The organism is Georgenia sp. Z1344 (genome assembly GCF_057652375.1).
The window spans coordinates 1,958,947-1,983,622 of sequence record NZ_CM172728.1; the positions used below are offsets into that span (position 1 = coordinate 1,958,947).

Annotated in this window: 18 protein-coding genes; 13 read left to right on the forward strand and 5 right to left on the reverse strand. The window is 73.3% G+C overall.

Annotated features, from left to right (window positions below):
• The first annotated feature begins 20 nt into the window (after positions 1 to 20).
• Positions 21 to 803, forward strand: coding sequence for a glucosamine-6-phosphate deaminase (gene nagB / locus AC24FB_RS08840; RefSeq protein WP_425715263.1), 783 nt, complete (start codon positions 21 to 23; stop codon positions 801 to 803).
• On the opposite strand, the gene AC24FB_RS08845 is transcribed toward nagB, so the two are convergent.
• Together AC24FB_RS08845 and AC24FB_RS08850 are read right to left on the reverse strand one after the other, a co-directional pair.
• Positions 761 to 2,230 carry a hypothetical protein gene (locus AC24FB_RS08845; RefSeq protein WP_425715264.1) on the reverse strand — a complete coding sequence of 490 codons (1,470 nt, stop codon included), beginning with the start codon at positions 2,228 to 2,230 and terminating at the stop codon, positions 761 to 763. The genes nagB and AC24FB_RS08845 overlap by 43 nt on opposite strands.
• Before the next feature lie 169 nt (positions 2,231 to 2,399).
• Complete coding sequence (locus AC24FB_RS08850; protein ID WP_425715265.1) at positions 2,400 to 2,972, reverse strand: NADPH-dependent FMN reductase; 573 nt, start codon at positions 2,970 to 2,972, stop codon at positions 2,400 to 2,402.
• Positions 2,973 to 3,200: 228 nt separating this feature from the next.
• On the opposite strand from AC24FB_RS08850, the gene AC24FB_RS08855 reads away from it, so the two are divergent.
• The 11 genes from AC24FB_RS08855 (at position 3,201) to AC24FB_RS08905 (ending at position 20,019) form a co-directional block, all read left to right on the forward strand.
• Positions 3,201 to 4,160 carry an ion transporter gene (locus tag AC24FB_RS08855; protein WP_425715266.1) on the forward strand — a complete coding sequence of 320 codons (960 nt, stop codon included), beginning with the start codon at positions 3,201 to 3,203 and terminating at the stop codon, positions 4,158 to 4,160.
• A gap of 146 nt (positions 4,161 to 4,306) precedes the next feature.
• Complete coding sequence (locus tag AC24FB_RS08860) at positions 4,307 to 4,732, forward strand: SRPBCC family protein (protein ID WP_425715267.1); 426 nt, start codon at positions 4,307 to 4,309, stop codon at positions 4,730 to 4,732.
• Positions 4,733 to 4,863: 131 nt separating this feature from the next.
• On the forward strand, positions 4,864 to 6,510 hold the full coding sequence (locus AC24FB_RS08865) for a DNA-3-methyladenine glycosylase 2 family protein (RefSeq protein ID WP_425715268.1): 1,647 nt from the start codon (positions 4,864 to 4,866) through the stop codon (positions 6,508 to 6,510).
• Positions 6,507 to 7,031, forward strand: coding sequence for a methylated-DNA--[protein]-cysteine S-methyltransferase (locus tag AC24FB_RS08870; RefSeq protein ID WP_425715269.1), 525 nt, complete (start codon positions 6,507 to 6,509; stop codon positions 7,029 to 7,031). The genes AC24FB_RS08865 and AC24FB_RS08870 overlap by 4 nt, the downstream gene beginning before the upstream one ends.
• A gap of 202 nt (positions 7,032 to 7,233) precedes the next feature.
• Positions 7,234 to 8,223: a ribokinase gene (locus AC24FB_RS08875; RefSeq protein WP_425715271.1), complete on the forward strand. Its 990-nt coding sequence runs from the start codon at positions 7,234 to 7,236 to the stop codon at positions 8,221 to 8,223.
• Entirely contained in the window at positions 8,220 to 9,167 is a 948-nt protein-coding gene (locus tag AC24FB_RS08880) for a LacI family DNA-binding transcriptional regulator (protein ID WP_425715272.1), read from the forward strand. The genes AC24FB_RS08875 and AC24FB_RS08880 overlap by 4 nt, the downstream gene beginning before the upstream one ends.
• Positions 9,168 to 9,324: 157 nt before the next feature.
• Positions 9,325 to 10,872 (forward strand): sugar ABC transporter ATP-binding protein, encoded by a 1,548-nt coding sequence (locus AC24FB_RS08885; RefSeq protein ID WP_425715273.1) that lies wholly within the window; start codon positions 9,325 to 9,327, stop codon positions 10,870 to 10,872.
• Positions 10,869 to 12,017 (forward strand): ABC transporter permease, encoded by a 1,149-nt coding sequence (locus tag AC24FB_RS08890; RefSeq protein ID WP_425715274.1) that lies wholly within the window; start codon positions 10,869 to 10,871, stop codon positions 12,015 to 12,017. Before AC24FB_RS08885 ends, AC24FB_RS08890 begins: the two co-directional genes overlap by 4 nt.
• A 13-nt stretch (positions 12,018 to 12,030) precedes the next feature.
• A complete protein-coding gene (locus tag AC24FB_RS08895) occupies positions 12,031 to 13,077 on the forward strand; it encodes a substrate-binding domain-containing protein (RefSeq protein WP_425715275.1) in 1,047 nt (348 codons plus the stop codon).
• 247 nt (positions 13,078 to 13,324) lie between these two features.
• Positions 13,325 to 17,428, forward strand: coding sequence for a glycoside hydrolase family 172 protein (locus tag AC24FB_RS08900; protein WP_425715277.1), 4,104 nt, complete (start codon positions 13,325 to 13,327; stop codon positions 17,426 to 17,428).
• 188 nt (positions 17,429 to 17,616) lie between these two features.
• Entirely contained in the window at positions 17,617 to 20,019 is a 2,403-nt protein-coding gene (locus tag AC24FB_RS08905) for a family 43 glycosylhydrolase (protein ID WP_425715278.1), read from the forward strand.
• A 200-nt stretch (positions 20,020 to 20,219) separates the two neighbouring features.
• Here the strand turns inward: AC24FB_RS08905 and AC24FB_RS08910 are convergent, their stop codons facing one another.
• Positions 20,220 to 20,927: a hypothetical protein gene (locus AC24FB_RS08910; protein WP_425715279.1), complete on the reverse strand. Its 708-nt coding sequence runs from the start codon at positions 20,925 to 20,927 to the stop codon at positions 20,220 to 20,222.
• Positions 20,928 to 21,176: 249 nt separating this feature from the next.
• Between AC24FB_RS08910 and AC24FB_RS08915 the strand changes: the two genes are divergently transcribed.
• Entirely contained in the window at positions 21,177 to 22,451 is a 1,275-nt protein-coding gene (locus tag AC24FB_RS08915) for an LCP family protein (protein WP_425715281.1), read from the forward strand.
• Between the two features lie 61 nt (positions 22,452 to 22,512).
• On the opposite strand, the gene AC24FB_RS08920 is transcribed toward AC24FB_RS08915, so the two are convergent.
• The gene (locus tag AC24FB_RS08920; RefSeq protein ID WP_425715282.1) at positions 22,513 to 23,118 is read right to left on the reverse strand and encodes an arsenate reductase/protein-tyrosine-phosphatase family protein; all 606 of its coding nucleotides are present in this window, start codon (positions 23,116 to 23,118) and stop codon (positions 22,513 to 22,515) included.
• An 11-nt stretch (positions 23,119 to 23,129) separates the two neighbouring features.
• Complete coding sequence (locus tag AC24FB_RS08925) at positions 23,130 to 24,602, reverse strand: tyrosine-protein kinase domain-containing protein (RefSeq protein ID WP_425715283.1); 1,473 nt, start codon at positions 24,600 to 24,602, stop codon at positions 23,130 to 23,132.
• Positions 24,603 to 24,676: the final 74 nt, after the last annotated feature.

The following is a 24,676-nucleotide window of genomic DNA, read 5'->3' on the forward strand; positions in this document are numbered from 1 at the left end:
CGGACCGGGAGGCCCCCGCAGTGGATGTCGTCATCGTCCCCACACCCGCCGAGGTCGGCGAGCACGCGGCCGCGGTGACGGCGCGCCTCGTCGCCGCCTCCTTCCCGGAGCCCGTCCTCGGGGTGGCGACCGGTTCGAGCCCGCTGGGTCTGTACCAGGGGCTGGCCGCGCGCGTGCGGTCCGGGCAGCTCGACCTGGCCCGCGCCCGGGCGTTCGCCCTCGACGAGTACGTCGGGCTGCCGGACGCGCACCCGGAGTCCTACCGCGAGGTCGTGCGCCGCACGGTCACCGAGCCGCTCGGCATGGACCCTGCCCGCGTCCGGGTCCCGGACGGCAACGCCTCCGACCTCGACGCCGAGTGCAGGGACTACGAACGCGCGATCGTGGAGGCCGGTGGCGTCGACGTCCAGATCGTCGGCGTCGGCGTCAACGCGCACATCGGCTTCAACGAGCCGGCGACCTCGCTCGCGTCACGGACCCGGGTCGAGATCCTCACGGACGAGACGCGGCAGGCCAACGCGCGGTTCTTCGACTCGGTCGACGAGGTGCCCCGGCGCGCGGTCACCCAGGGCCTGGGCACGATCCTCGACGCCCGGAACGTCGTCCTCGTGGCCACCGGCGCGGCCAAGGCGGCGGCGGTGGCGGCCGTGGTCGAGGGGCCCGTCGGCGCGCGTTGGCCCGGATCGGTGCTGCAGCTGCACCCGGCGGTGACGGTCGTCGTGGACGAGGAGGCCGCCGCACGGCTCGAGCTCGCCGACTACTACCGGGAGATGGCGCGGGCGCGGGGCGACGTCGCCGGCTGACCGCCCGTACCCGGGCCGCCCGTACCCGGGCCGCCCGTACCCGAACCGCCCGTCGCTGACGCGCCCGGCCGGCGGAGGCGGCGTGGCCGGTAGGCGCCCCGGGACGCCTGGCCACGGGCCACGTGGGCGGGCGGTGCGGCGGCGTCGAGCTCGGTGTCGACGTCCGCGGTGAGCGCGCACGCAAGGAGCGCGGCGGCGGCGAGCGCGACCCGCGCCGACGCGGTGGGGTGGTCCACGCTGGACACGATCGCCAGCGCGGCGACGGCGGCACCGAGGGGAGCGGCCGAGAGCGACCCGCGGCGGTCGGCCCGCACGAGCACGAGGATCACCGCCGCGCAGAGGGCCAGCAGGCCGAGCAGCGCGAGCACGCCGCCCTCGAGCAGCCAGTGCAGCGCGGTGCTGTGCGCGTGGGCGAGCTGCTCGCCCGTGGCCACCTCGGCGGTGACGAGCGCGCCGCCCCGCCCGAGGCCCACCCCCATCGGGTCGCCCGCGGCGAGCGAGGCGGCGGCGCGCCACACGTCGGCCCGCACGCCGAGCCCGAGACCGGCCACGGCGAGCGCACCGGCGGCGGCTGCGCCCGCGGCGGCGACGACCAGCAGCGCCCGCGGGCGGCGCGTGGGCCGCCAGCCCAGCAGCGCGAGCACGAGGAGCGACGCCGCGGCGGCCGCGAGACCGCCGCGGGACATCGTCTGCCACACGGCGAGGTAGCCCCCGGCGACGACCGCGACGACGAGGGTGGCCCATCCGCGGTCGGGCACGATCCGCCCCGCGGCGCGCACGGTCTCTCGGCTCACCGGGCCCGCGCCGGGCGGCCGCGCGGCGGCGCACAGGGCGAGCGGGAGCAGGACCACGAGCAGCGCGGCGAGCAGGTTGGGGTTGGGCAGCGTGCCGACCACCCGGACCAGCGTGCCGGGGTCCGCGCAGTCGAACGACCCGGCGCCGAGGTCGTCGCGGCAGAAGCCGGTGGGGACGTCGTTGGCCCGCTGCGACAGCGCGACCACGGTGGGGGCGACGACGGCCAGCAGCGCGAGCGGGGACAGGAGCCGCCACGGCAGGGCGCCCGCGCGTCGGACGGCCACCACGAGGTAGTGGACGGCCACGTAGGTGAGCAGCCAGCGCCACGCCGACCAGGTGCCGGCTTGCGCGCTCGCGATCGTGGCGCCGACGACGAGCAGCGCGATCCCCGGGTCGGCGGGCGTGCGCCAGCGGGCCGGCCGCACGGCGGTGGCCGCGCCGACCAGGCCGATGCCGACCACCAGGCGCAGCGGGGTGAGGAGCCAGACGACCGGGTCGTCGGGCAGGACGTCGGCCACGGCCTCGCCGAGCACGACGACGAGCGCCACGAGCGCGACGACGGCGCCCGGGTGCGGATGGGTCGTTCCGCCGCGGGGCGCGGTCCCCGACCGGCCGAAGACGAGGGTGCTCACACCGGCATGGATATCCGCGGACGGTGGACCGGCGGTGTCCGCACGGTGGATGTCGTGCGGCCACCGGTGGTCGAGCGGCGCACCGCTGCCCCGGACGCACGCGAACGGCCCGGCGCCGCCCCCCTCGCAGGGAGACGGCGACGGGCCGTTCGGCGGTGGTGCGGGAGCGTCAGGCGCCGACGGTCGCGCCGCGCAGCGGGGCCAGCGCCGCGCTCATCTCGACGACCGAGCCGATGAGCGCGCCCAGCTCGTCCTCGCGGCGCTCGTTCGGCTGCACGCCGTTCTCGCCGAACTCGGTGAACAGGCCGAGCGAGACCTGGCCGCGGACGGCGACCACGTGGAGGTTGGCGAGGACCTGGCGCCACTGCTCGACGGCGCGCACGCCGCCCTCGGCGCCGTAGGAGACGAGACCGACGGCCTTGTGCGCCCACTCCGGGCCGATGGTGTCGAACGCGTTCTTGAACGCGCCGGGCACGCCGTGGTTGTACTCGGGCGTGACGAAGATGAAGCCGTCGTAGGAGTCGATGGCGGCGCCCCAGGTGCGGGCCTCAGCGGTGCCGTACTCACGGTTGGCCGCGCCGGGCACGACCGGGTCGGTGAGGATCGGCAGGTTGAAGTCCTTGAGGTCGACGAGCTCGAAGGTGGCGTCGTCGCGCTTCCGCGCCACGGCGTCGACCCACTCGGCGACGGACTGGCCCGAGCGACCCTCGCGGACGGAACCGATGATGATGCCGATCCTCATGCGTTCTCTCCTGATCTGCGGTGACGGTGTGCGTCGTTCGCCCCGGACAACGACACCTCCCGTTGTTGCATTCCTTTTCATCGAGTGGGGCGTGTCACGTCCGATCTCCCCGGTGCACCACAGCATCGCGCGCGGGCGCGCTGGCACGATGCTGCTGACCGTGCGGCGGTGGTCGTGCGGCGCCACCCCCCGGGCGCCCCGGCGCCCCCATCCCCGTGGAGCCCCGACATGACGACGACGGACGTCCCCGAGCTGTCCTCCCGCGCGGGTGACGCCGACCCCTCGGGCGAGGCTCCGGCGTCGGGCAGGGTTCTTCCCGGTAGGACGACGGCAGGCGGCGCGACCGAGGGTGGATCCGGGTGGCGGGAGCGTCTCGGCGCCTGGGTGACGTCGGGACCGGTGCAGCGCGTCGTCATCACGCTCATCATCGTCAACGCGGTCACGCTCGGGCTCGAGACCTCCTCGATCGTGATGGACGCGGCGGGCGGCGTCGTCCGCGCGGTCGACACGTTCTGCCTCGCGGTCTTCGTCGTCGAGATCGGGGCCAAGCTCGTCGCCCTCGGCCCGCGGTTCTTCAAGGACGGCTGGAACGTCTTCGACCTCCTCGTCGTCGGGATCGCGCTCGTGCCGTCGGCCGGCCCGCTCTCGGTGCTCCGCTCGCTGCGGGTGCTGCGCGTCCTGCGGCTCGTCTCCGCGCTGCCCAGGCTGCGGTTCATCGTCGAGGCGCTCATGCACTCGCTGCCCGGCATCGGGGCGATCGCGTTGCTGCTCGGGATCATCTTCTACGTCTCGGCGGTGATGGCGACCTCGCTGTTCGGTGGGATCCAGCCCGAGTACTTCGGCGAGCTCAGCGACTCGCTGCTCACGCTCTTCCAGATCATGACGCTCGACAGCTGGGCGGGGGTGATCGTGCGGCCGATCATGGAGACCCAGCCCTGGGCGTGGGTCTTCTTCGTCGTCTTCATCCTCCTCTCGGCGTTCACGATGCTCAACCTCTTCATCGCCGTCATCGTCGACACGATGCAGTCGATCGGGCACGGGGTGCGGGACGAGGATCACGACGACGAGCAGCCCGACGACGCCGACGACGAGGAGCGGGCGCAGCTCGCCGACGTCCTGGCCGAGCTGCGGGCGCTGCGGGCCCAGGTCGAGGCGCTCCCCGGCGCCCGAGGCGACGAGGAGTCCTGACCCCGGTTCGTCCGGGACCGGGTCGATCTCGTCCGGAGCTCGGGCGCTCGTCCCGGACCGCCGGCGCTCCTCACGGAACACGGGCGAGCCGACCGCCCGGGCGCTACGGTGGTGGCCATTCCTCCCCGCACGGAAGCGAGGTCGGCATGTCGCACGACATCGAGGTCACTGTCACCGTCGACGCACCGCGACCCGAGGTGTGGCGCGCGTTCACGGTCGACGTCGGGATGCGCCCGTGGTGGTGGGCGGATGCCGGCGACGTCACCTTCGACCTGCCCGAACGGGTGGACGGTCGGTACCGCATCGCGTCCCGCTCCTGGGGCATCGCCGTCAGCGGATGGCTGCTCGAGAGCGACCCGCCCGCGCGCCAGGTCGTCACGTGGCTGCCCGAGGGTGAGGCGCCGCCGGCCGACCCGGAGTTCGACCAGGTGACCATCTCTCTCGAGCCGGACGGCTTCGGCACCGCGGTCACGGTGCACCACACGACGCACCTGAGCGACCCGAGCGAGGTCGAGAAGGCGTGGCAGCGGCTCCTCGACGCGCTCGTGCACATCTACGACAACACGCACTGAGCGTGCCCCGGGCCCGCTGACCGGTGGCGGCCCGCGCGGTGGCGGGCCACCCGCCCGCCCGACCGGCGCCCGCCCACCGCCCTGTCCGAAAACCGCCGGTAGAGGGTGTCGGTGTCCTGCATGCTTTCCGCATGGACCCCATCGACGACACCGCCGCGTACGCGGCGTGCCGCTCGCGTGACACGCGGTGGGACGGCCGCGTGTACCTCGGCGTGACGTCGACGGGCGTGTACTGCCGGCCCTCGTGCCCGGCCCGGATGCCCCGGCCGGAGAACTGCCGGTTCTTCCGCACCGCGTCCTCCGCCGCGACCGCCGGGTTCCGCGCGTGCCGCCGCTGCCGGCCGGACACGCTCCCCGGTCGGCGCGCGCCGGGGGAGACGTCGGTGCTCGTCGGCCGGGCGCTCGAGATGATCGGCGCGGGGGTCGTCGACGAGGCGGGCGTCCCCGGCCTCGCCGCGCGGCTCGGGCTGACGGAGCGCCGGCTCCACCGGCTGCTGACCGGCGAGCTCGGGGCGAGCGCGCTCGGTCTCGCCCGGACGCGCCGCGCGCAGACGGCACGGACGCTGCTCGAGCAGACGGACCTCGCGGTCACCGACGTGGCGTTCGCCGCCGGGTTCGCGTCCGTGCGGCAGTTCAACGACGTGGTCCGCGCGGAGCTCGGCGGGTCGCCGACCGAGGTGCGGGCGCGGGCGCCGCGGATGTCGGGGTCGTCGCGCGGCGTTGACGACGGAGCCGCAGCCGACCGCCTGCCGCACGGCGGAGCGACCCTCACCCTCCGCCTGCGCGTGCGGCCCCCGTTCGACGGCCCGCGCCTGGCCGGCACGATCGCGCAGCACGCGATCGCCGGCGTCGAGGGGGCGGGAGCCTCGGCGTGGGCGGTACTACGCGCGCCCGGTGGTTCCGCCCGTGTCCGCGTCGCGCTGCCCGCGCTCGCCGCGCCCGCGGACGGGACGCCGTGGGGCGGGGACCGCGTACACGTCGCCCTGCGGGTCGGGCTGGTCGACCTCGCGGACCTGCCGTTCGTCGTCGCGCGCGTGCGGCGGTGGCTCGACCTCGACGCCGAACCCCTCGCCGTCGACGAGCACCTCCGGACCGACCCGATGCTCGCCCCGCTGGTCGCCGCGCGGCCGGGGCTGCGCGTGCTCGGCAGCCTCGACCCGTTTCGCACGCTGGTCGTCGCGATCCTCGGCCAGCAGGTCTCCCTCGCCGCGACCCGGACGTTCTCGAGCCGGCTCGCGGACGCGCTGGGGGAGCGGGTCCCGGGCGCGGAGGACATGGACGAGCCGGCCGACGACGACGCGCCCCCGCGCCTGTTCCCCGCCGCCGAGGCGCTCGCCGCCGCCGGTCCCGAGGCGATCCGCACGGCCGTCCGGATCCCCGCCGCGCGCGCCCGCACCGTGCACGCCGCGGCCGAGCTCGTCGCCGGCGGCCTCGACCTCGGCCCCGGCGCCGACCGGGACGAGGCGCGGGCGCGCCTGCTCGACGTCCCGGGGATCGGGCCGTGGACGGTCGACCTCCTCGCGCTGCGCGGCCTCGGGGACCCCGACGCGCTGCCGCCCGGTGACCTCGTGCTGCGCCGGTCCCTCGCCCGCAGGCTCCACGCGACGCGCGATGCGCGCTCCGATGCGCGCTCCGATGCGCTGTCCGACCTGCGGCCCGAGACCTCGCCTGCCGCGCGCCTGGACCCGCCCGCCGTCACCGCCCGGGCCGAAGCCTGGCGCCCCTGGCGGGCCTACGCCACCACCCACCTGTGGACCGACGACCTGGAGAGATCATGAGCGAAGAGCTGCACGTCCTCACCGTGCCGAGCCCGGCCGGCGACCTGACCGTCGTCGTCGAGGCGACCACCGGCGTCCTGCGGGGCACGTCCTTCTGGGGCGCGGACGACATCCTCGGGCGGCTCGGGCTGGGGCCCGACGACGTCGCCCCGCCCGGCACGCCCACCACGGCGGCGACCGGCCGGGTGGTCGCGGCCTTCGGCCGGTACGCCGCCGGCGAGATCGAGGCGCTCGACGCGCTCGAGGTGCGCCAGCCCGGCGGCGCGTTCACCCAGCGCGTGTGGACGGCCATGCGCGAGGTGCGCGGGGTGGCGACCTACGGCGAGATGGCGGCGGCGGCGGGGAGCCCGACCGCCTACCAGGCGGCCGGCAACGCGTGCGCGGGCAACGTGCTGCCGGTCGTCGTGCCCTGCCACCGGATCCTCAAGGCCGACCACACGCTGGGCAACTACTACTTCGGGCTCGACGTCAAGCACGCCCTGCTCGCCCACGAGGGCGCGCTCGGGGGCGTGCGCGGCTGACCGACAGGGAGCGCGCTCGGCCGACCACGAGTGCGGGGACCCGTGCACGAGTGCAGGGAGCGTGCCCCCTCGTTCGTCGTGGGAAATCCCCTCACGCGTGAAAGAAGGCGGCGCGCCGGGGCGCGACCAGGGTTGACCAGCGGCGGCGCACCGGCTTAACGTTCGCGAGTAATCGATTTCCGAGCGACCGACGGACGTGACGATGACGCACACCGAACGGGCCCAGGTATGCGTGGTGGCCTCCTTCATGTACGACATGGTGGCGACCGCGCCGCGCCGCCCCGCGCCGGGCGAGACCCTCGTCGGCACGGGCTTCGCCACGTTCGTCGGGGGCAAGGGATTCAACCAGGCGGTCGCCGCGGCCCGGGCCGGGGCGCGCACGGCGGCCGTCGGCCGGGTCGGCGAGGACCACTTCGCCACCGAGTTCCGGGACTTCATGTCCGCCGAGGGCATCGACGCCGCCGGGGTGGCGAGCGACGCGGAGAACGGCACCGGCGTCGGCCTGCCCGTGGTCGTCGAGGGTGGCCAGAACTCGATCATCATCGTGCCCAGGGCCAACGAGGCCGTGACCACCGAGGACGTCGAGGGGGCCCGGGCGACCATCGAGAGCGCCGACGTCCTGCTCCTCCAGCTCGAGATCCCGCTCCCCGCGGTGCGCCTCGCGGCCGAGATCGCCCGCGGCGCCGGCACCCGGGTCGTCCTCAACCCCGCGCCGTTCGTCGACGTCCCGCGCGAGATCCTCGACCTCGTCGACGTGCTCGTCCCCAACGAGGTCGAGCTCGGTCAGCTCGTCCCGGGGGAGCCGGACCTCGCGGACGCCGCCCTCGCGCTGCGGCGCTCCTCGGGGTGCGTCGTCGTCGTGACGTGCGGGAGCGCGGGTGTCCTCGTCGTCGACTCCGACGCCGCCCCCCGCCGGCTCGACGCCCACCGCGTCGAGGTCGTCGACACGATCGGCGCGGGGGACGCGTTCTGCGGCAACCTCGCCGCCCGCCTCGCGCTCGGCGATGACCTCGACACCGCCATCGGCCTCGCCAACGCCGCCGGCGCACTGTCCGTCACGCGTCCCGGCGGCGCGCCGTCCGCGCCCACCGCCGCCGAGACCGCACGGCTCGCGGCGGTCGACCCCGTCCAGGGCGGCCCCGCCCAGGTCGACCCCGTCCAGGTCGAACCCGTCCAGGGCGGCCAGGCATGACCCGCATCGTCGACGTCGCCGAGCGCGCCGGTGTGTCGACCGCAACCGTCTCCCGCGTCCTCAACGGCGCGAAGGTGCGGGACGACCTCGCGGAGGCCGTCCGCCGGGCGGTCGACGAGCTCGGCTACAGCGCCAACCGGACGGCTCGTTCCCTGCGTCGGCAGTCGAGCGACGTCGTCGCGCTCATCATCCCCGACGTCGAGAACCCGTTCTTCACGTCCGTCGCCCGCGGCGTCGAGGACGTGGCCCAGGCGGCCGGCCTCTCGCTCGTCCTGTGCAACACCGACGACGACGACGAGAAGGAGCGCCGCTACCTCGCCGTGGCGGAGTCCGAGAACATGGCGGGCATCATCCTCGCGCCCGCGGGCGAGGCCCCCGACCTCTCGCGACTCGTGCGGCGCTCCCGGGCGGTGGTCGTCATCGACCGCGAGGTGGGGTGCGCGGTCGACCACGTGCTGTTCGACAACGTCGCGCTCGGTCGGCAGGCCACCGAGCAGCTCATCGCGCGTGGGCATCGCGACATCGCCTGCATCACCGGGCCGCGCTCGACCACGACGGCGGTCGAGCGCGCCGCCGGCTGGCGGGCCGCGCTCGAGGACGCGGGGTGGCCGGCCGACCGGCTCGTCCACGCGAACTTCCGGGTCGACGGCGGACGCTCGGCGATGACCGAGCTGCTCGCGGGCGACCGGCCCCCGGACGCGGTGCTCGCGACCAACAACCTCGTCGGCGTGGGCGTGCTCCAGATCCTCGCCGGCTGGTCGGGCCCGCGCATCGAGGTCGGCATCATCGGCGATCTCCCCTTCGCGACCTCCGACGTGGCGGACGTGGCCCAGGTCCCGCTCAACCCCAGGGAGATGGGCGTGGCCGCCGCGCAGCGACTCGTCGACCGGATCCGCGGCACCGCGGGCGAGCCCGAGCGGCACGTCCTCGACCTGGGGACATGACCGGGCGGCGCCAGGCGACGCTCCGGCGGAACGTGCTTGCGCCGCACCGGGCGGGAGCGTAACGTGCCAGAAAGTAATCGATTACAGATACCGAACTACCAACGGGGGTAGCGTGCGGTCGACCGACCAGCCGGGTCACGGGACACCAGTCCTCCAGATGACCGGCATCGCCAAGAGCTTCGGGGGCATCCATGCCCTCAAGGGCGTGGACCTCGAGGTCCGCTCCGGCGAGGTGCTCGCGCTGCTCGGGGAGAACGGCGCCGGCAAGTCGACCCTGATGAACGTCCTCGCGGGCGTCGTCGCGCCGGACGCCGGCCGGATCGTGGTCGGGGAGACCGAGCGCCGCTTCGCCTCGCCGTCGGACGCCCAGGACGCGGGCGTCGCGATGATCCACCAGGAGCTCGACCTCGTGCCCGGCGCGAGCGTCACCGACAACCTCTTCCTCGGAGCGGAGAAGCGCCGCCTCGGCCTGCTCGACCGCCGCGGCATGGAGCGCGAGACGAAGGAGCTCCTCGACGAGGTGGGTATCCGCATCTCGCCGTCCCGGCACGTCGGCACGATGCGCGTCGGCGAGCAGCAGATGGTCGCGATCGCCAAGGCGCTGCGCCAGGACGCCCGCATCCTCGTCATGGACGAGCCCACCTCCGCGCTCTCCGAGACCGAGGTGGCCCGCCTCTTCGAGATCGTCCCGGGGCTCCGGCGCCGCGGCGTCGCTGTCATCTTCATCTCCCACCGCATGGACGAGATCGCCCAGATCGCGGACCGCGGCGCGGTCATGCGGGACGGCGAGAACGTCGGCACCTTCGACGTCGCGACGACGAGCCCCTCGGACGTCATCCGCCTGATGATCGGCAAACCCCTCGACCAGGTCTACCCCGACCGCGTCCAGCCCGAGCCGGACGTGCGGCTGCGACTGCGCGACCTCCGGCTCGACGGCGGGGTCGACATCTCCCGCAGCGAGCCCAACGGCATCGGCCTCGAGGTCCGCCGGGGCGAGGTCCTCGGCCTGGCCGGACTGCTCGGTGCCGGGCGCAGCGAGCTCCTCGAGGCGGTCTTCGGCCTCGGCGGCTCACGGCTGCGCGGGGACGTCGAGCTCGACGGCGAGAAGGTGACGATCCGCTCCCCGCGTGACGCCATGGCGCACGGCATCGGGTTCGTCCCCGAGGACCGGCGCGCGGCCGGGCTCAACATGCACGCCACCGTCGGCGCCAACATCGCCATCAGCGTCCTCGAGCGCCTCGCCACCCTCGGCTGGCGCTCGCGGACGAAGGAGCGCGCGGCCGTCACCCGCGCCGTCGAGTCGCTGCGGATCAAGACCCGCTCGCAGGACACGATCGTGCGCACGCTGTCCGGCGGCAACCAGCAGAAGGTCGTCTTCGGCCGCAACATGCTGCGCGAGCCGCGCGTGCTGCTGCTCGACGAGCCCACGCGCGGCGTCGACGTCGGCGCCAAGTCCGAGATCTACCGCCTCCTCGCGGAGCTCTCGGCCGACGGCGTGGCCGTCGTCATGGCCTCCTCGGAGCTCCCCGAGCTCATCGGGGCGTGCGACCGCATCGCCGTGCTGCGCGAGGGGCGCGTGGTCACGGTGGTCGACGCCGACGAGGCCACCGAGGAGTCGTTGCTCGCCGCCGCGGGCATGGAGCACCGCCGGCCCGTGGCCGCCGCGGCCACCACCAGCGTCGAGGAGACGGGGGAGAACCGATGAACGACAGGACAGGTGCAGGTCCGGCGACCGCGGGGGCGAGCGCCGCGGGTGCCACGGCGACGGGATCGTCGGCGGGGGCCGGGGCCGGGGACGGCGGGACGCCGACGACGACGGGTCCGTCGTCGTCGGGCACGTCCGGGTCCTCGGCGGCCCCGAAGCGCCGGCGGATCCGGATCCCGGAGAAGTTCTTCGCCCTCCAGAGCTACGTCGCCCTCCTGCTCGTGTTCGTCGCCGCGATCGCGTTCTCGCCCAGGCGCGGCGGGGAGATCGTCTTCCTCGGCAGCGACAACCTGCTCAACATCGTCCGTGCCACGTCCGAGATCGGGATCATCGCCATCGGGATGACCTTCGTCATCCTCATCGGCGGCATCGACCTGTCCGTGGGCTCGGTGCTCGGCATGTCCGCGACCGGCGTGGCGAGCCTGCTCATGGTCAACCAGATGGGCGTGGTCCCGGCCGTCCTCATCATCCTCGCGCTGGCCACCACGTTCGGCGCGCTGCAGGGGACGATCACCGCGACGTTCGGGATACAGGCCTTCATCGTCACGCTCGCCGGCCTGCAGATCGCCCGCGGCATCGCGCGCATCTGGTCCGGCGGCCAGGGCATCCCCATCGCGTACGGGGAGGGCTCCGGCACGGCCCCGGACTCGTTCGCCCTGCTCAACTCGCGCACGTTCAACGGCACCGTGCCGATCCCGGCGCTCATCTTCCTCGCGGTCGCGGTGATCGCGATCCTCGTGGCCCGCAACACCGTGTTCGGCCGGCACGTCTATGCCATCGGCGGCAACGAGCGCGCCGCCCGCCTGTCCGGCGTGCCGGTCCGCCGGGTGAAGATCGCGGTCTTCGCCATCGCCGGCATGCTCGCCGGCCTCGCCGGGATCATCCAGGCCGGCCAGCTCAACCAGGGCAGTCCCAACGCCGGCATCAGCTACGAGCTCGACGCCATCGCGGCGGTCGTCATCGGCGGCACGAGCCTCATGGGCGGAGTCGGCACGGTCGCGGGCACGGTCGCCGGCGCCCTGCTCATCGGGATCCTCAAGAACGTCCTCGCCCTCAACAACATCGACTCCAACATCCAGCTCCTCATCACCGGATTCATCATCATCGTCGCGGCGGGCATCCAGACCTTCCGTGCGCGCACCTAACAGGAGGTACGTCATGACAACACGCAACACTCTTGCCCGACGGCGCTGGTCGGCGGTCCTCGCGGGCGGCGCGATCATGCTGACCGCCGCGTGCGGCACCGAGTCCGACGCACCCGGCGTGGACGACGGCGGCGAGGCCGGGTCCGGTGGCGGCGGTGGCGGCGGCGAGTGCGCCGGCGCCGACGGCGAGTACCTCATCGGCATGAGCCAGGCCAACGTGGCCGAGCCCTACCGCCAGCAGATGGACGACGACATCCGCGCGGCCGCCGAGGAGATCGACCAGTTCGAGGTCGTCTTCGCCGACGCCGCGCAGGACAACGCGCAGCAGGTCTCCGACGTCGAGAACTTCCTCACCCAGGGCATCGACCTGCTGATGATCAGCCCCAACGAGGCCGCGCCGCTGACCGACGTGGTCCAGCGGGCCTACGACGAGGGCATCCCGGTCATCGTGCTCGACCGCCGGGTCGAGGGCGAGGCCTTCACCCAGTACATCGGCGCCGACAACTTCGAGATCGGCCGCGCCGCGGGCGAGTACGTGGCGTCCGAGCTGCTGCCCGACGGCGGTACCGTCGCCGAGCTCGCCGGCCTGCCCGGCTCGACGCCCGCGCAGGAGCGGGCCGAGGGCTTCCGCGAGGGCATCGCGGGCACGGACGGCATCGAGATCATCGCCGAGGGCACCGGCGACTGGCTGCGCGAGCTCGGCCAGAGCCAGGCCGAGGGCATCCTCCAGGCCAACGAGGACATCGACGTCTTCTACGCCCACAACGACCCGATGGCCGAGGGCGCCTACCTGGCCGCGCAGGCCGCCGGCCGCGAGGGCGACATCGAGTTCATCGGCATCGACGGGCTCCCGATCCCGTCCGGTGGTATCCGGGCCGTCGAGGAGGGCCGTCTCTCGGCCACGTTCGTCTACCCGACCGGCGGCGTCGAGGCCGTCGAGTCGGCCGAGCAGATCCTCATCAACTGCGAGGAGGTCGAGACCGAGCAGATCCTCGAGACCCAGCTCGTCACGCAGGACAACGCCGCCGACGTCTACACCGAGCTCGGCGGGCAGGAGTAGGAGCGCGCCGCGCGGCGGGGCACCGGCGCCCCGCCGCGCGGCACGACATCGCTGGACCACACCCGACGGGGCACCGACGCCCCCGGGACCACCGGGCACCGACGCCCGCGACCACGTACCGACCGACGACGACGCACCGACGGACGCCCCCGCGTCCCGTGCCCCCGGACCGACGCACGCGACCGAGCTCCACGTACCGAAGCACCGACGCACGACCCGACACCGTTCCGATCGAGGGGGATCAGACATGTCCGACCATTCCCGTACCCGAGGGGGCCTGAGGCGGCGCGCAGCCCAGGTCGCCGTCGCCACCGTGGGGGCCATCGGGCTGCTCGCGCCGGTGGCGGCCGCCGTCCCGGGCGCCCAGCCCGCGGCGGAGCCCGCAGCCCCGGCGTCCGCACCGGCGGCGGTCCAGGCGGCCCAGCAGCCTTACGCCCAGACCCCTGCCGTCCAGGAGCCCGCGCCCGAGCAGGACGACGCCGCGCCCACCGGCCCGGCCGCCCCGATCGGCTGGGACATCTACGAGCGTCTCGATCTGCTCCCGACCCTGACCACCGGCGTCGAGACCCGGCAGTTCTCGAGCTTCGACCGCACGGGCGGCAACGACGACGGCTTCCAGGGCACGTACTCCTGCCTGCGCGAGAGCGAGCAGGGCTGCGTCCTGGCCGAGGACACCGGCCCGGGCGAGATCGGCTCGATCTGGTTCACCTGGGACGGCGGCAACGTCTCCGGGGCCGGCAACATCGTCATCGAGCTCGACGGCGAGGTCGTCGTCGACGCGCCCCTGCAGGAGCTGGTGAACGGCGAGCACGGCGACCCGTTCACCTACCCGCTGGTGGCCAACGCCGACCAGAGCTCGGGCGGCGTCTACATCAAGGTCCCCATGGCCTACCGCGAGTCGATGCGGGTGACGACGACGAACAACCCGTTCTTCTACTACGTCACGCACCGCTCGTTCCCCGACGCCGAGGGCGTGACGACCTTCGACCCGGAGGCGGCCCCGGCGGACATCGTCGAGCAGGCCCAGGCGTGGGGCCACGAGGACCCCAAGCCCGCGCACCCGGACGCGGTCGCCGAGGACACGGAGGTCGCCGTCGCCCCGGGCGAGACCCTCCGGCTCGCCGAGCTGAGCGGACCCGGCGTCGTCGACGAGCTCCGGCTCGCGCTGCCGCAGGTCGTCGGCGCGCCGCCGCCCGGCGAGCCGCTGCAGGACGACGGCCGCGCCCACACCGGCACGAGCAGCTTCACCGTGGCGATCGACCCGGACAACGAGGGGGTCGAGCTCACGCGGCGGTGGGACCCGCTCTCGGCGAACCAGCACGCGACCATCACCGTCGACGGCGAGCCGGCCGGCGAGTGGGAGCCCGTGCGCGGGAACTCCGGCCAGTGGACGGACCAGACCGCCGAGCTGACCGCCGAGCTGACCGCGGGCCGCAGCGAGATCACGATCGAGAACACGTTCGTCTCCGCGGGGATCGACTTCAACGAGTTCTACTACTGGGTCGACTCCGTGGTCGGCGGCGAGCTCGTCCGCACCGACGAGCTCGACGTGGGCCCCGGTGACGAGGCGCTCGCCAGCGAGGAGGCGCACGGCTACGAGATCACGGACCAGGCCTGGGAGGGCTCGCACAGCTACTCCTACCCGACCGAGATCGAGAACGAGGAGGAGATCCTCGCCTCCAACGAGCTGCTCCGAGACGTCCGCGTTCAGATGACCTTCGACGGCGTCCAGACCGTCGACGCCCCGCTCGGGGAGTTCTTCGGGTCCGGCCTCGGGGAGGCCGAGGTCCGCGCGCTGATGTACGCGATGGACACCGAGGACGACGGCTCGTACTGGTCCTGGTGGCCGATGCCGTTCGCCGAGTCCGCCACGATCGACCTCGTCAACGGGTCGACGCAGACGATCGAGACCGGCAGTGCCACCGTCACGTCCCACGCGGACCCCGCGATCGCGGACCAGCTGACCGGCGACGACCCGTCGATCGGGTACTTCCAGGCCGAGAGCCGCACCGGCGAGACCGTGGCCGGCGAGGACTGGACGTTCCTCGACACCAACGCGGTCGGCCGGTTCGTCGGCGTCAACCACACGATGGTGGGCCACATCGAGGAGGGCAACATCCGCAACTACCTCGAGGGCGACGAGCGGGTGTTCGTCGACGGCTCGCGGTCGCCGCAGATCCACGGCACCGGTTCGGAGGACTTCTACCACGGCGGCTGGTACTTCAACCGCAACGAGTTCTCCGCCCCGATGAACGGCGCGCCCGCCATGCAGACCGGCATCCTCGACTGCGAGTTCCAGTGCGACGCCGCCTACCGGCTGATGATCGCCGAGTCGGTGAGCTTCGGCTCGGGCATCGAGTTCGGCATCGAGCACGGCCCGCTCGCCAACGAGCCCGGCCTCTACGGGTCCACGGCCTTCTGGTACGGCCACGAGGGCGTGAGCAGCCTGCGCGTCACCGACCGCATCGACGTCGGCGACACGGAGAGCGAGGACGCCCACGACTACCTCGGCGGGGGCGACGTCGCCGAGCTGACGTCGACCTTCGAGGGGACGCACAACCCCACGTCGGTCACCGACGACCTGCGCACCAGCACGGAGCCCGTCTCCTTCACGGTCGCCGTGGCCGAGGACAACGACGGCGTGTGGCTGCGCCGCACGTCCGACCAGGCCGAGGGCTACCAGGCGGTCGAGGTCAGCGTCGACGGCGAGGCCGTGGGCGTCTGGCAGCAGCCGCTGGCCAACGAGACGCACCGGTGGCTCGAGGACTCGATCGTCGTGCCGGCGGCGCTGAGCCAGGGCACCGACGGGATCATCGAGGTCACGCTCACGCCCGTCGAGGGCGCGGCCCCCTGGTCGGCCTCGGAGTACGAGGTCGAGTCGATCGTCGCCCCGGTCGCCGACACCACCCCGCCGTCCGCCCCGGTGAACGTCGCGGCGCAGGGCCAGGAGTCGAACGCCATCGACGTCACCTGGGGCGCGGCCTCCGACGACGTGGGGATCGAGCACTACGAGGTCCACGCCTCCACCGAGCCCGGCTTCGAGCCGAGCGAGGACACTCTCCTGACGACGACGTCGAACCTCGGCCTCGTGCACGACTCCCTCGGCCTCGGCGAGGAGTGGTCCTACCGGGTCCGCGCCGTCGACGTCGGCGGGAACACCGGCGAGTTCTCCGAGGAGGTGACGGCCACCGCCGGCACCACTGTCCGGCTCGAGGCCGAGAGCCTCGAGGTTCTCTCGAGCGACGCCGACGCCGTCCGGCAGGGCACCTGCTGCGGCGCCGACTGGTCCGCCGGGGCGCAGCTGTGGTTCAAGGCCACCGAGGTCGGCCACACGGCCACCCTCGCGTTCGACGTCCCCGCCGACGGCACGTACGACCTCGCCGGGGTGTTCACCCGGGCGGCGGACTACGGGATCGTCGAGGTGCTCGTCGACGGCGAGGTCGTCGGCGAACCCGTCGACGGTTACGGGGCCGAGGGCGTGAGCCTCACCGACCCGATCGGGCTCGGCACCGTCGAGCTCACCGCCGGCACCCACGAGCTGACCCTGCGGGTGACGGGCCAGAACGAGGCGGCCGCCGGCTTCTTCGTCGGGCTGGACTACCTCACGCTCACCGGCACCGAGGGCGAGGAGCCCGAGGAGCCGGAGGAGCCGGGTGAGCCGGTCCCGCCGACCCCGGGTCGCGGGTTCTACCTCAACGACGGCTGGGACGCGTGGGCCGAGCACGAGTTCAGCTTCGGTCGCCGCGGCGACGAGGTCCTCGTCGGCGACTGGGACGGCAACGGGTCCGACACCCTGGCCGTGCGCCGGGGCAACGCCTACTACCTGTCGAACACGCTGTACGGCGGCAACGCCGAGGTCGAGCTGAGCTACGGCCGGGCGAGCGACGTCGTCCTCGTGGGCGACTGGGACGGCGACGGGGCGGACTCCTTCGCCGTGCGCCGCGGGAACAGCTACTTCCTCTCGAACAGCCTCGAGGGAGGCTGGGCGGACGCGGAGCTCGACTACGGCCGCGCCGGCGACGTGGTGCTCGTGGGCGACTACGACGGTGACTCGGTGGACACGTTCACCGTGCGCCGTGGGAACACCTACTACATCTCCAACTCGCTGACGTCCGGCGACGCGGACTCCGAGCTCGACTACGGCCGGGCCTCGGACGAGGTGTACGTCGGTGACTGGGACGGCGACGGCGCGGACACGTTCACCGTGCGCCGCGGCATCACGTTCTTCGTCTCCAACTCGCTGACGTCGACGAACGCCGACGTCGAGCAGGACTACGGGCGTGCGGGCGACGAGGTGTTCGTCGGTGACTGGGACGCCGACGGCTCCGACACCCTCGGCGTCCGCCGCTGACCTGTCCGACGGGTGAGCGGATGTCCGCCTGACGAGTGAGCGCCGCCCGGACCACGGTCCGGGCGGCGCTCACTCGTCGTTCCCCGGTGGCGCGACATCGATGCCGCCGATACATGAGGCCGGTGCACGCGGCCGCCCGCGACCGGCCCCGACCGAACGACCCAACCAGGCAGCAAGGAGGCGCCGACATGGTCGGTGGGAGAAGACAGTGGTGGTCGCGCGTCGTCGCGGCCGCCTTCGGCAGCGCGGTGCTCGTGGGCACCGTCGGCATCGCGGCACCGCCGTCGTCCGGGGCACCGGACGCCGACGACATCGCCATCGAGCCCTTCGAGGAGCGCGTCCCCGCCGTCACCAGCGGCGAGCGCTTCAGGATCTACGACCCCTCGACCGGCATGGACGAGCAGTGGTACATCAACGACCACACGTTCATCCAGGACGACGAGGGCACCTGGCACCTCTTCGGGATCACGCACGAGGAGCCGGCGGCCCCGCTCGACGAGACGTACTTCGCGCACGCCACCGCGGACTCCCTCGAGGGACCGTGGATGCGGCAGGAGCCCGTCATGCACGCCGACCCCGAGGCGGGGGAGACCCACGTCTGGGCGCCGTACGTCATGGAGCACGACGGCACGTACTACATGTACTACGCCGGCGGGAACGACGATCACACGGCGTACCAGATGCAGCTCGCGACGTCGGAGGACCTGTTCACCTGGACCCGGCACGACGCGAACCCGCTGTTCGTCGACGGCTTCGACGCGCGCGACCCGATGATCCTGCGCCTCGAGGACCAGTGGGTCATGTACTACACCGCGAACAGCGAGCCCGACGGCGGCAACCACATCGTCGCCTACCGCACGAGCACGGACCTCGTGAGCTGGGGGCCGCGGGAGGTCGCCTTCGAGCACCCGGTCGAGGGAACGTTCGGCGGACCGACGGAGTCGCCGTTCGTCGTCGAGCGGGACGGCTCGTACTACATGACCGTGTGCTGCACGACCGACTACAGCGACACCCGCGTCTACCGCAGCGACGACCCGCTCCACTTCACCGTGGACCAGGAGGTCGGCCAGATCCGCGAGCACGCGTCCGAGATCGTCCGGGACGGCGACGACTGGTGGGTGAGCGGCGCCGGCTGGGGCCAGGGCGGCGTCTGGCTGCGCCCCCTCGACTTCGACGGCGAGCGGGTCACCACGGGGTACGACGTCACGACGCCGGGCTACCGCGCACGGGTCGAGACGTCACCGCACGCCGCGCTCACCTCGATGGAGGTGCCCGACGGCGAGGACGGCTGGACCCCGGTGCTCGACGACGACTACCGCGCCACCGGCCCCTACCTGGGGGTCGGCAACTTCGGGAACACCGACGTCGCCGGTGAGCCGGCCGAGGCCGTGGTCGACGGGACGACGCTCGACCTCGCCGGGATCCCGTTCGGCGACGAGCCCGTCACCGCCGACTGGTCGCTCGACTTCTCCCAGGAGTGGCTCGACTCGAACCTCGACCTCGCGGTCACGGCCCCGACGACGGCGCCCGTCTGGGAGGTCGGCCTCACCGTCGACTCGGCGATGGACCGCGTCGGCGACGACACCGAACCCGACCGGCCGCAGGGTGACGTCACGGGGTTCGGGCTGTGGACCCAGGCGACCTCCGACGACGCGAGCGTCGCCGCCGCCTACCTGCCGGGCTCGGCGTGGAGCGAGGACAACACGTACTACGCCCCGTCCGGCGCCGTCGTCTGGCAGCCCCACTGGGAGCCGGGCGGGCGGGACCTCCCCGCGGGCGAGTACGCGGCCGGCACCTGGCGGATCGGCGCGAGCCTCGAGGCGCACGACGACGAGCTGGGCGCCGACCTGGTGGCCTCCTTCGACGACGACGAGGAGCCGCCGGTGGATCCGGGTGAGCCGGTTCCGCCGACGCCGGGTCGTGGGTTCTACCTCAACGACGGCTGGGACATCTGGGCCGACCACGAGTTCTCCTTCGGCCGTCCGGGTGACGAGGTCCTGGTCGGTGACTGGGACGGCGACGGCAGCGACACGCTCGCCGTGCGCCGTGGGAACGCCTACTTCCTGTCCAACTCCCTCTACGGGGGCAACGCGGACATCGAGCTGGCCTTCGGCCGGTCCGGGGACACCGTGCTCGTGGGTGACTGGGATGGTGACGGCGTGGACTCCTTCGCGGTGCGTCGTGGGAACTCCTACTTCCTGACCAACGAGCTGGTTGGTGGGGATGCGGAGACCGAGCTGGACTACGGCCGCGCGAACGACCAGGTCCTGGTCGGTGACTACGACGCCGACGGCATCGACACCTTCGCGGTCCGTCGTGGGAACACCTACTACGTGGCCAACTCGCTCAGCTCCGGCTGGGCGGATGCGGAGTTCACCTACGGCCGCGGCAATGACCAGGTGCTCGTGGGTGACTGGGATGGTGACGGCAGCGACACGTTCGCCTCGCGTCGCGGGAACCTCTACCTGGTCTCCAACACCTTCGACGGTGGTTGGGCCGACCGCGAGGTTCGTTACGGCCGCTCGGGCGACGAGGTCTTCGTCGGCGACTGGAACGGCGACGGCGAGGACACGTTGGGTATCCGCCGCTGACCGCCCCGGTCCCGTGGGTGCGGGGATCCACCTGCCAGTGTGGGGATCGGATCCCCGCACTCGTGCTGATCGACGAGTGAGCGGATATCGGTCCGACCAGTGAGCGGGCCCCGCACCCATCAGGGTGCGGGGCCCGCTTCGCTGTCGAGGGGTGTGCGTCGTCGTGAGTGGTACCGGCGTGCTCACTCGCCGGGACGACGTCAGGTGGTCGGGGCGTCCGGCTGGTCGCCGTGGGGGAAGGCGCCGGGACCGGGCAGGCCGGCAGCCTCCGGACCCTCCTCGATGACCGTGCGGAGCATGGTCTCGAGCTCGGCACGCGCCTCGTCGGCCTCGGCGCGGGTGACGTCCCCGCGCTCGACCGCGGCGTCGATCTCCTCGTCGACCGGCCCGAGCCCGAGCTGGACGAGCTCCTCGGGGTCAACGCCCTGCTCGGTGGCGAGCTCCCCGATCGTGGCGCCGGAGCTGAGCTCGGCGAGGAGCTCGCCCGGGCCCAGATCGAGGAGCTCGAGGCCCTCGAGCGCGGCGTCGATCATCGGCTGCATCGACTCCGTGAGCGCGGCCATGCCGCCGTCCTCGAGCTCGCTGGGCAGCTCACCCTCGAGTCCCTCGAGGTCGTCGAGCCCCTCGGGCAGCTGGTCGCCGAGGTCGTCCGGCAGCTGGTCGGCGAGGTCGTCGGGCAGCTGGTCGAGCAGGCCCTCCGGGAGGGCGGGCAGGCCGCTGGGCGGGGTGTCGCCGTCGGGCGCGTCGTCCGGTGCGTCGGTCTCGTCCCCCGTGCCCGAGTCGTCGCCCGCCGCGACCGGCTGCTCCGGTGCGTCCTCGCTGCCGAGCGAGGCCGCGACCGCGACACCGCCGACCCCGACGATGCCGAGCCCGGCGACCGCCGCGACCGTGATGATCCTGCGCCTCATGCTGGTGCTCCCTCGTGGCTCGATCCCGGGGCCGGCCGGCGGCCGGACTCCCGTCCTCTAAAAAACGGTACGTCGGGGTGCTCGGCACGGCAACGAGTTCCGGATGGGGCGGGGGTGCGCCTCTGCCCGTGCACACCTCCCCGTCCGGCGTCCCCGTCCGCGACGCGCGGGCGCCCTAGACTTGCCTCCCGCGCGGAACGGCGCGGCAGGACGGGCGGACTCGCGCCCCCGGGACCATGAGGGATCGGTGTGACCAGCTCGACGCCGGACAAGGACGCCAGCCGCACGCCCGACGAGCCGTCGGACGACGAGACCACGAACCACGAGGTCTCCGACGACGAACGACGCGACGAGGACGGGCGCTCCGACGACGACCGGTACGGCGACTCCTCCGACGACGCGGACGACGACTCCGACGATCCGGACGACGACGTCATCCCGTTCAGCGACAGCGACGACGAGGCGGCGGGCGGCCGGCATCGTCGCCGACGCAAGGGCGGGGGCGGCCGGAAGGCCCTCATCGCCTCGCTCGTCATCGTGCTCGTCCTCGTCGGCGGCGCGTACGGCGCGCTGAGGTACGTCCAGCACCGGATCGAGTCCCAGGTCGAGCGCATCCCGGACGTCTTCGAGTCCGTCACCGACCGGCCCACCCACGTCGAGCCCGAGGAGGGCAGCGGAACGCCGGTCAACTTCCTCGTGCTCGGATCCGACTCGCGGATCTCGGCCGGCGACCCCACCCAGTGGGAGGTCGGCGGGCAGCGCACGGACGCGATCATGATCGTCCACCTGTCCGGCGACCGGCAGTCCGCCGTCGTCATGTCGATCCCGCGCGACTCGTGGGTGCCGATCCCCGGGCACGGGGACAACAAGGTCAACGCCGCGTTCTCGTTCGGCGGGCCGGGCCTCATGGTGCAGACGATCGAGGACCTGACGAACATCCCGATCGACCACTTCGCCGTCACGGACTTCGAGTCGTTCGCCCAGCTGACCGACGAGCTCGGCGGGGTCGAGATCGACCTCCCCAACGGCATGGAGGGGACGACCCGGGACGGCCGCGCGGTCGACCTCGAGCCCGGCACGCACCTCCTCGACGGCGAGGAGGCGCTGTTGTACGCGCGGAACCGCTCGATCCCCGGCGGCGACTTCGGCCGTGTCCAGCGCCAGCAGAACTGGATGCGCGCGATGATGTCCGCCGTCTTCCGGGAGAACCTCCTGCGTCGCCCCGCGGCCCTCTACGACTTCGCGCAGGTGGTGGCGGGGACCGTCGCCGTCGACGAGAACCTCTCCGTGAGCCAGATGACGACCCTCGGGCTGTCGATGCGCGACGTGCGGCCTGACGACGTCACGTTCCTCACCGCGCCCGTGGCCGGCACGGGCTGGAGCCCGGACGGTCGGCAGTCGATCGTCAACCTCCACTACGAGACGTTCGACGAGCTCAACCAGGCGATCGCCGAGGATCGCGCGGCCGAGTACCTCGAGGAGAACCCGGAGGTCGCCGAGCGCCTCGACGAGGAGGTCCTCTAGGCCGGACCGGTCTGTCGGCCGGATTCGGACCGGCGGGCCGGACGAGGTGCGGACCGCGCCGTCAGGCGCGGCCGAGCACCCGGTCGGCGATCGTGTCGACGGCCTCCGCGACCGCGTCGATCGCGACCCGGTACTCCTCCGGGCTGCCGCGGTAGGGGTCCGCGACGTCATCGAGCTCGCGGGGAACCTGGACGCGGTGCCGGGCGGCGAGCGCGGCGAGAGCCTTGAGTCGCGCGGCCGGCGTCGCGTCGTCACCGGCCCTGGCCACGAGGTCGGCCTCGTCGACCTGACCGACGAGGCGGGCGAGCTCGAGCAGCGTGAAGGACCGGCGCACGAGGGCGGGTGCCACCTCGACGACCGCGGCGCGGTGCTCGCGGGTGGCGGTGAGGACGATGTCGCTCGAACTGGCGATGCGCTCGGTCAGCGCCCGGGCGGCGAAGTCCGTCGTGTCGACACCGCGGTCGGTGAGGAGCCGGACGACGGGCTCGTCGATCGGTGCGCCGACCAGGGCTCCGACACCGGCGCTCGTCACCTCGATGCCGGAGCCGGCACCGAACCGGTGGCGCAGGAGCCGCTCGGCCGCGGGCGAGCGGCAGATGTTGCCGGTGCAGACGGTGAGGATGCGCAGCTCGGGCGCGGCGGCGGTGCCCACGTCGGCGGTGCTCACGTCTCCGGTCCTCAGGACGCTGCGCGGGTGCGGCGGTTGCGTCGGGGTGCGGGGGCGGTGGCGCGGCGCGGGGCCACCGCCCGCGGGCCCGAGGCGGCGGTGGTCGTGCCCGCCCTCGGCGCCTCGTCGGCGTCGAGGGGGCGGTACCCCGCGTAGGTGTAGGAGTAGCGGTTGCCGGTGCGGGCGACCCGGTTGAGGACGATGCCGAGCACGTGCGTCTCGACGGCCTCGAGCGACTCGAGGGAGTCGGCGAGCTGGCCCTTGTGGATCTGGTTCGCGCCGGCCACCACGAGCGTCCCGCCGGTCATGCCGCTGAGCACGGTGGCGTCGGTGACGGGCAGGATCGGCGGGCTGTCGAGCAGGACGGCGTCGTAGGAGCTCGTGGCCTCGGCGAGCAGCGTGCGCATCGACTGCGAGCCGAGCAGCTCGCTCGGGTTCGGCGGGATCTGCCCGGTGGGCAGGATGTCGAGCGACGTGTCCTGCCACGGCTGGACGACGTCCTCGAGCGACGCGCGCCCGATGAGCACCGTGGTCAGCCCGACGCCGCCCTCGAGCCCGAGGTAGTCGGCGACCGAGGGGCGCCGCAGGTCCGCGTCGATGAGGAGCACGCGCGCCCCGGTGTCCGCGAGCGAGGCGGCGAGGTTGATCGCCGTCGTCGACTTGCCCTCGCCCGGCAGCGAGGACGTGACGACGATCGAGCTGGGGCCGTCGCCGAGGTCGACGAACTGGAGGTTGGTGCGCAGCCGGCGGACGGCCTCGGCGGAGGGCCCGTGCGGGTCGTCGTGGACGAAGACCCGGTCGCGCTCGGCGTTCTCCTTGATCGCCACTGCGGCGATGACGGGCGTGTCGGTGAGGGGCTCGATGTCCTCCTCGGTGTGCACGCGGGTGTCCGCGAGGTGCCGGACGAACGCGGCACCGAGTCCGAGCAGGAGGCCGAGCACGAGGCCGAGCGCGGCGTTGCGGACGACGTCCGGCGACGACGGCGAGCCCGGGACCTGGGCCGGCGTCATCACGGTGGCCTGGACGGGCGCGGTCTCCCCACCGTCGGGCGAGGACAGCGCGGCGGACGTGCTGGCCAGCTGGTTGGCGACCGCGTTGGAGATCGCGGCGGCGTCGTCGGGGCTCGTCGACGTCGTCGAGACCTCGAGGATCACCGTGTCCTGCGGGACGCTGACGGTGACCATCCCCGCGAGCTCGCCCGGGGTCATGTCGAGGCCGAGCTCCTCGACGACCGGCTCGAGGACGAGCGGGGAGGTGGCGACCTCGGCGAACGAGGTCATCTGTCGCTGGGCGAACGTCGAGCCCTGGGCGAGGTCGCTGACCGAGTCGCCGCCCTGGACCGCGAAGAACACCTCGGAGCTCGACGTGTACCGCGGGGTGGCGAGCAGGCTCGCGGCCAGCGAGGCGGCGAGGCAGAGCAGGGTGACGACCAGGACGATCGGCCACCGTCGTCGGATGACGGCGACGTAGTCGGTCAGCTCCACAGGTCCACCTTCGTCTCGTTCCGCGCGCCGACATTCTCGTCCTACATCCAGTGGGCGCGAGGGGGTGCCGAGCG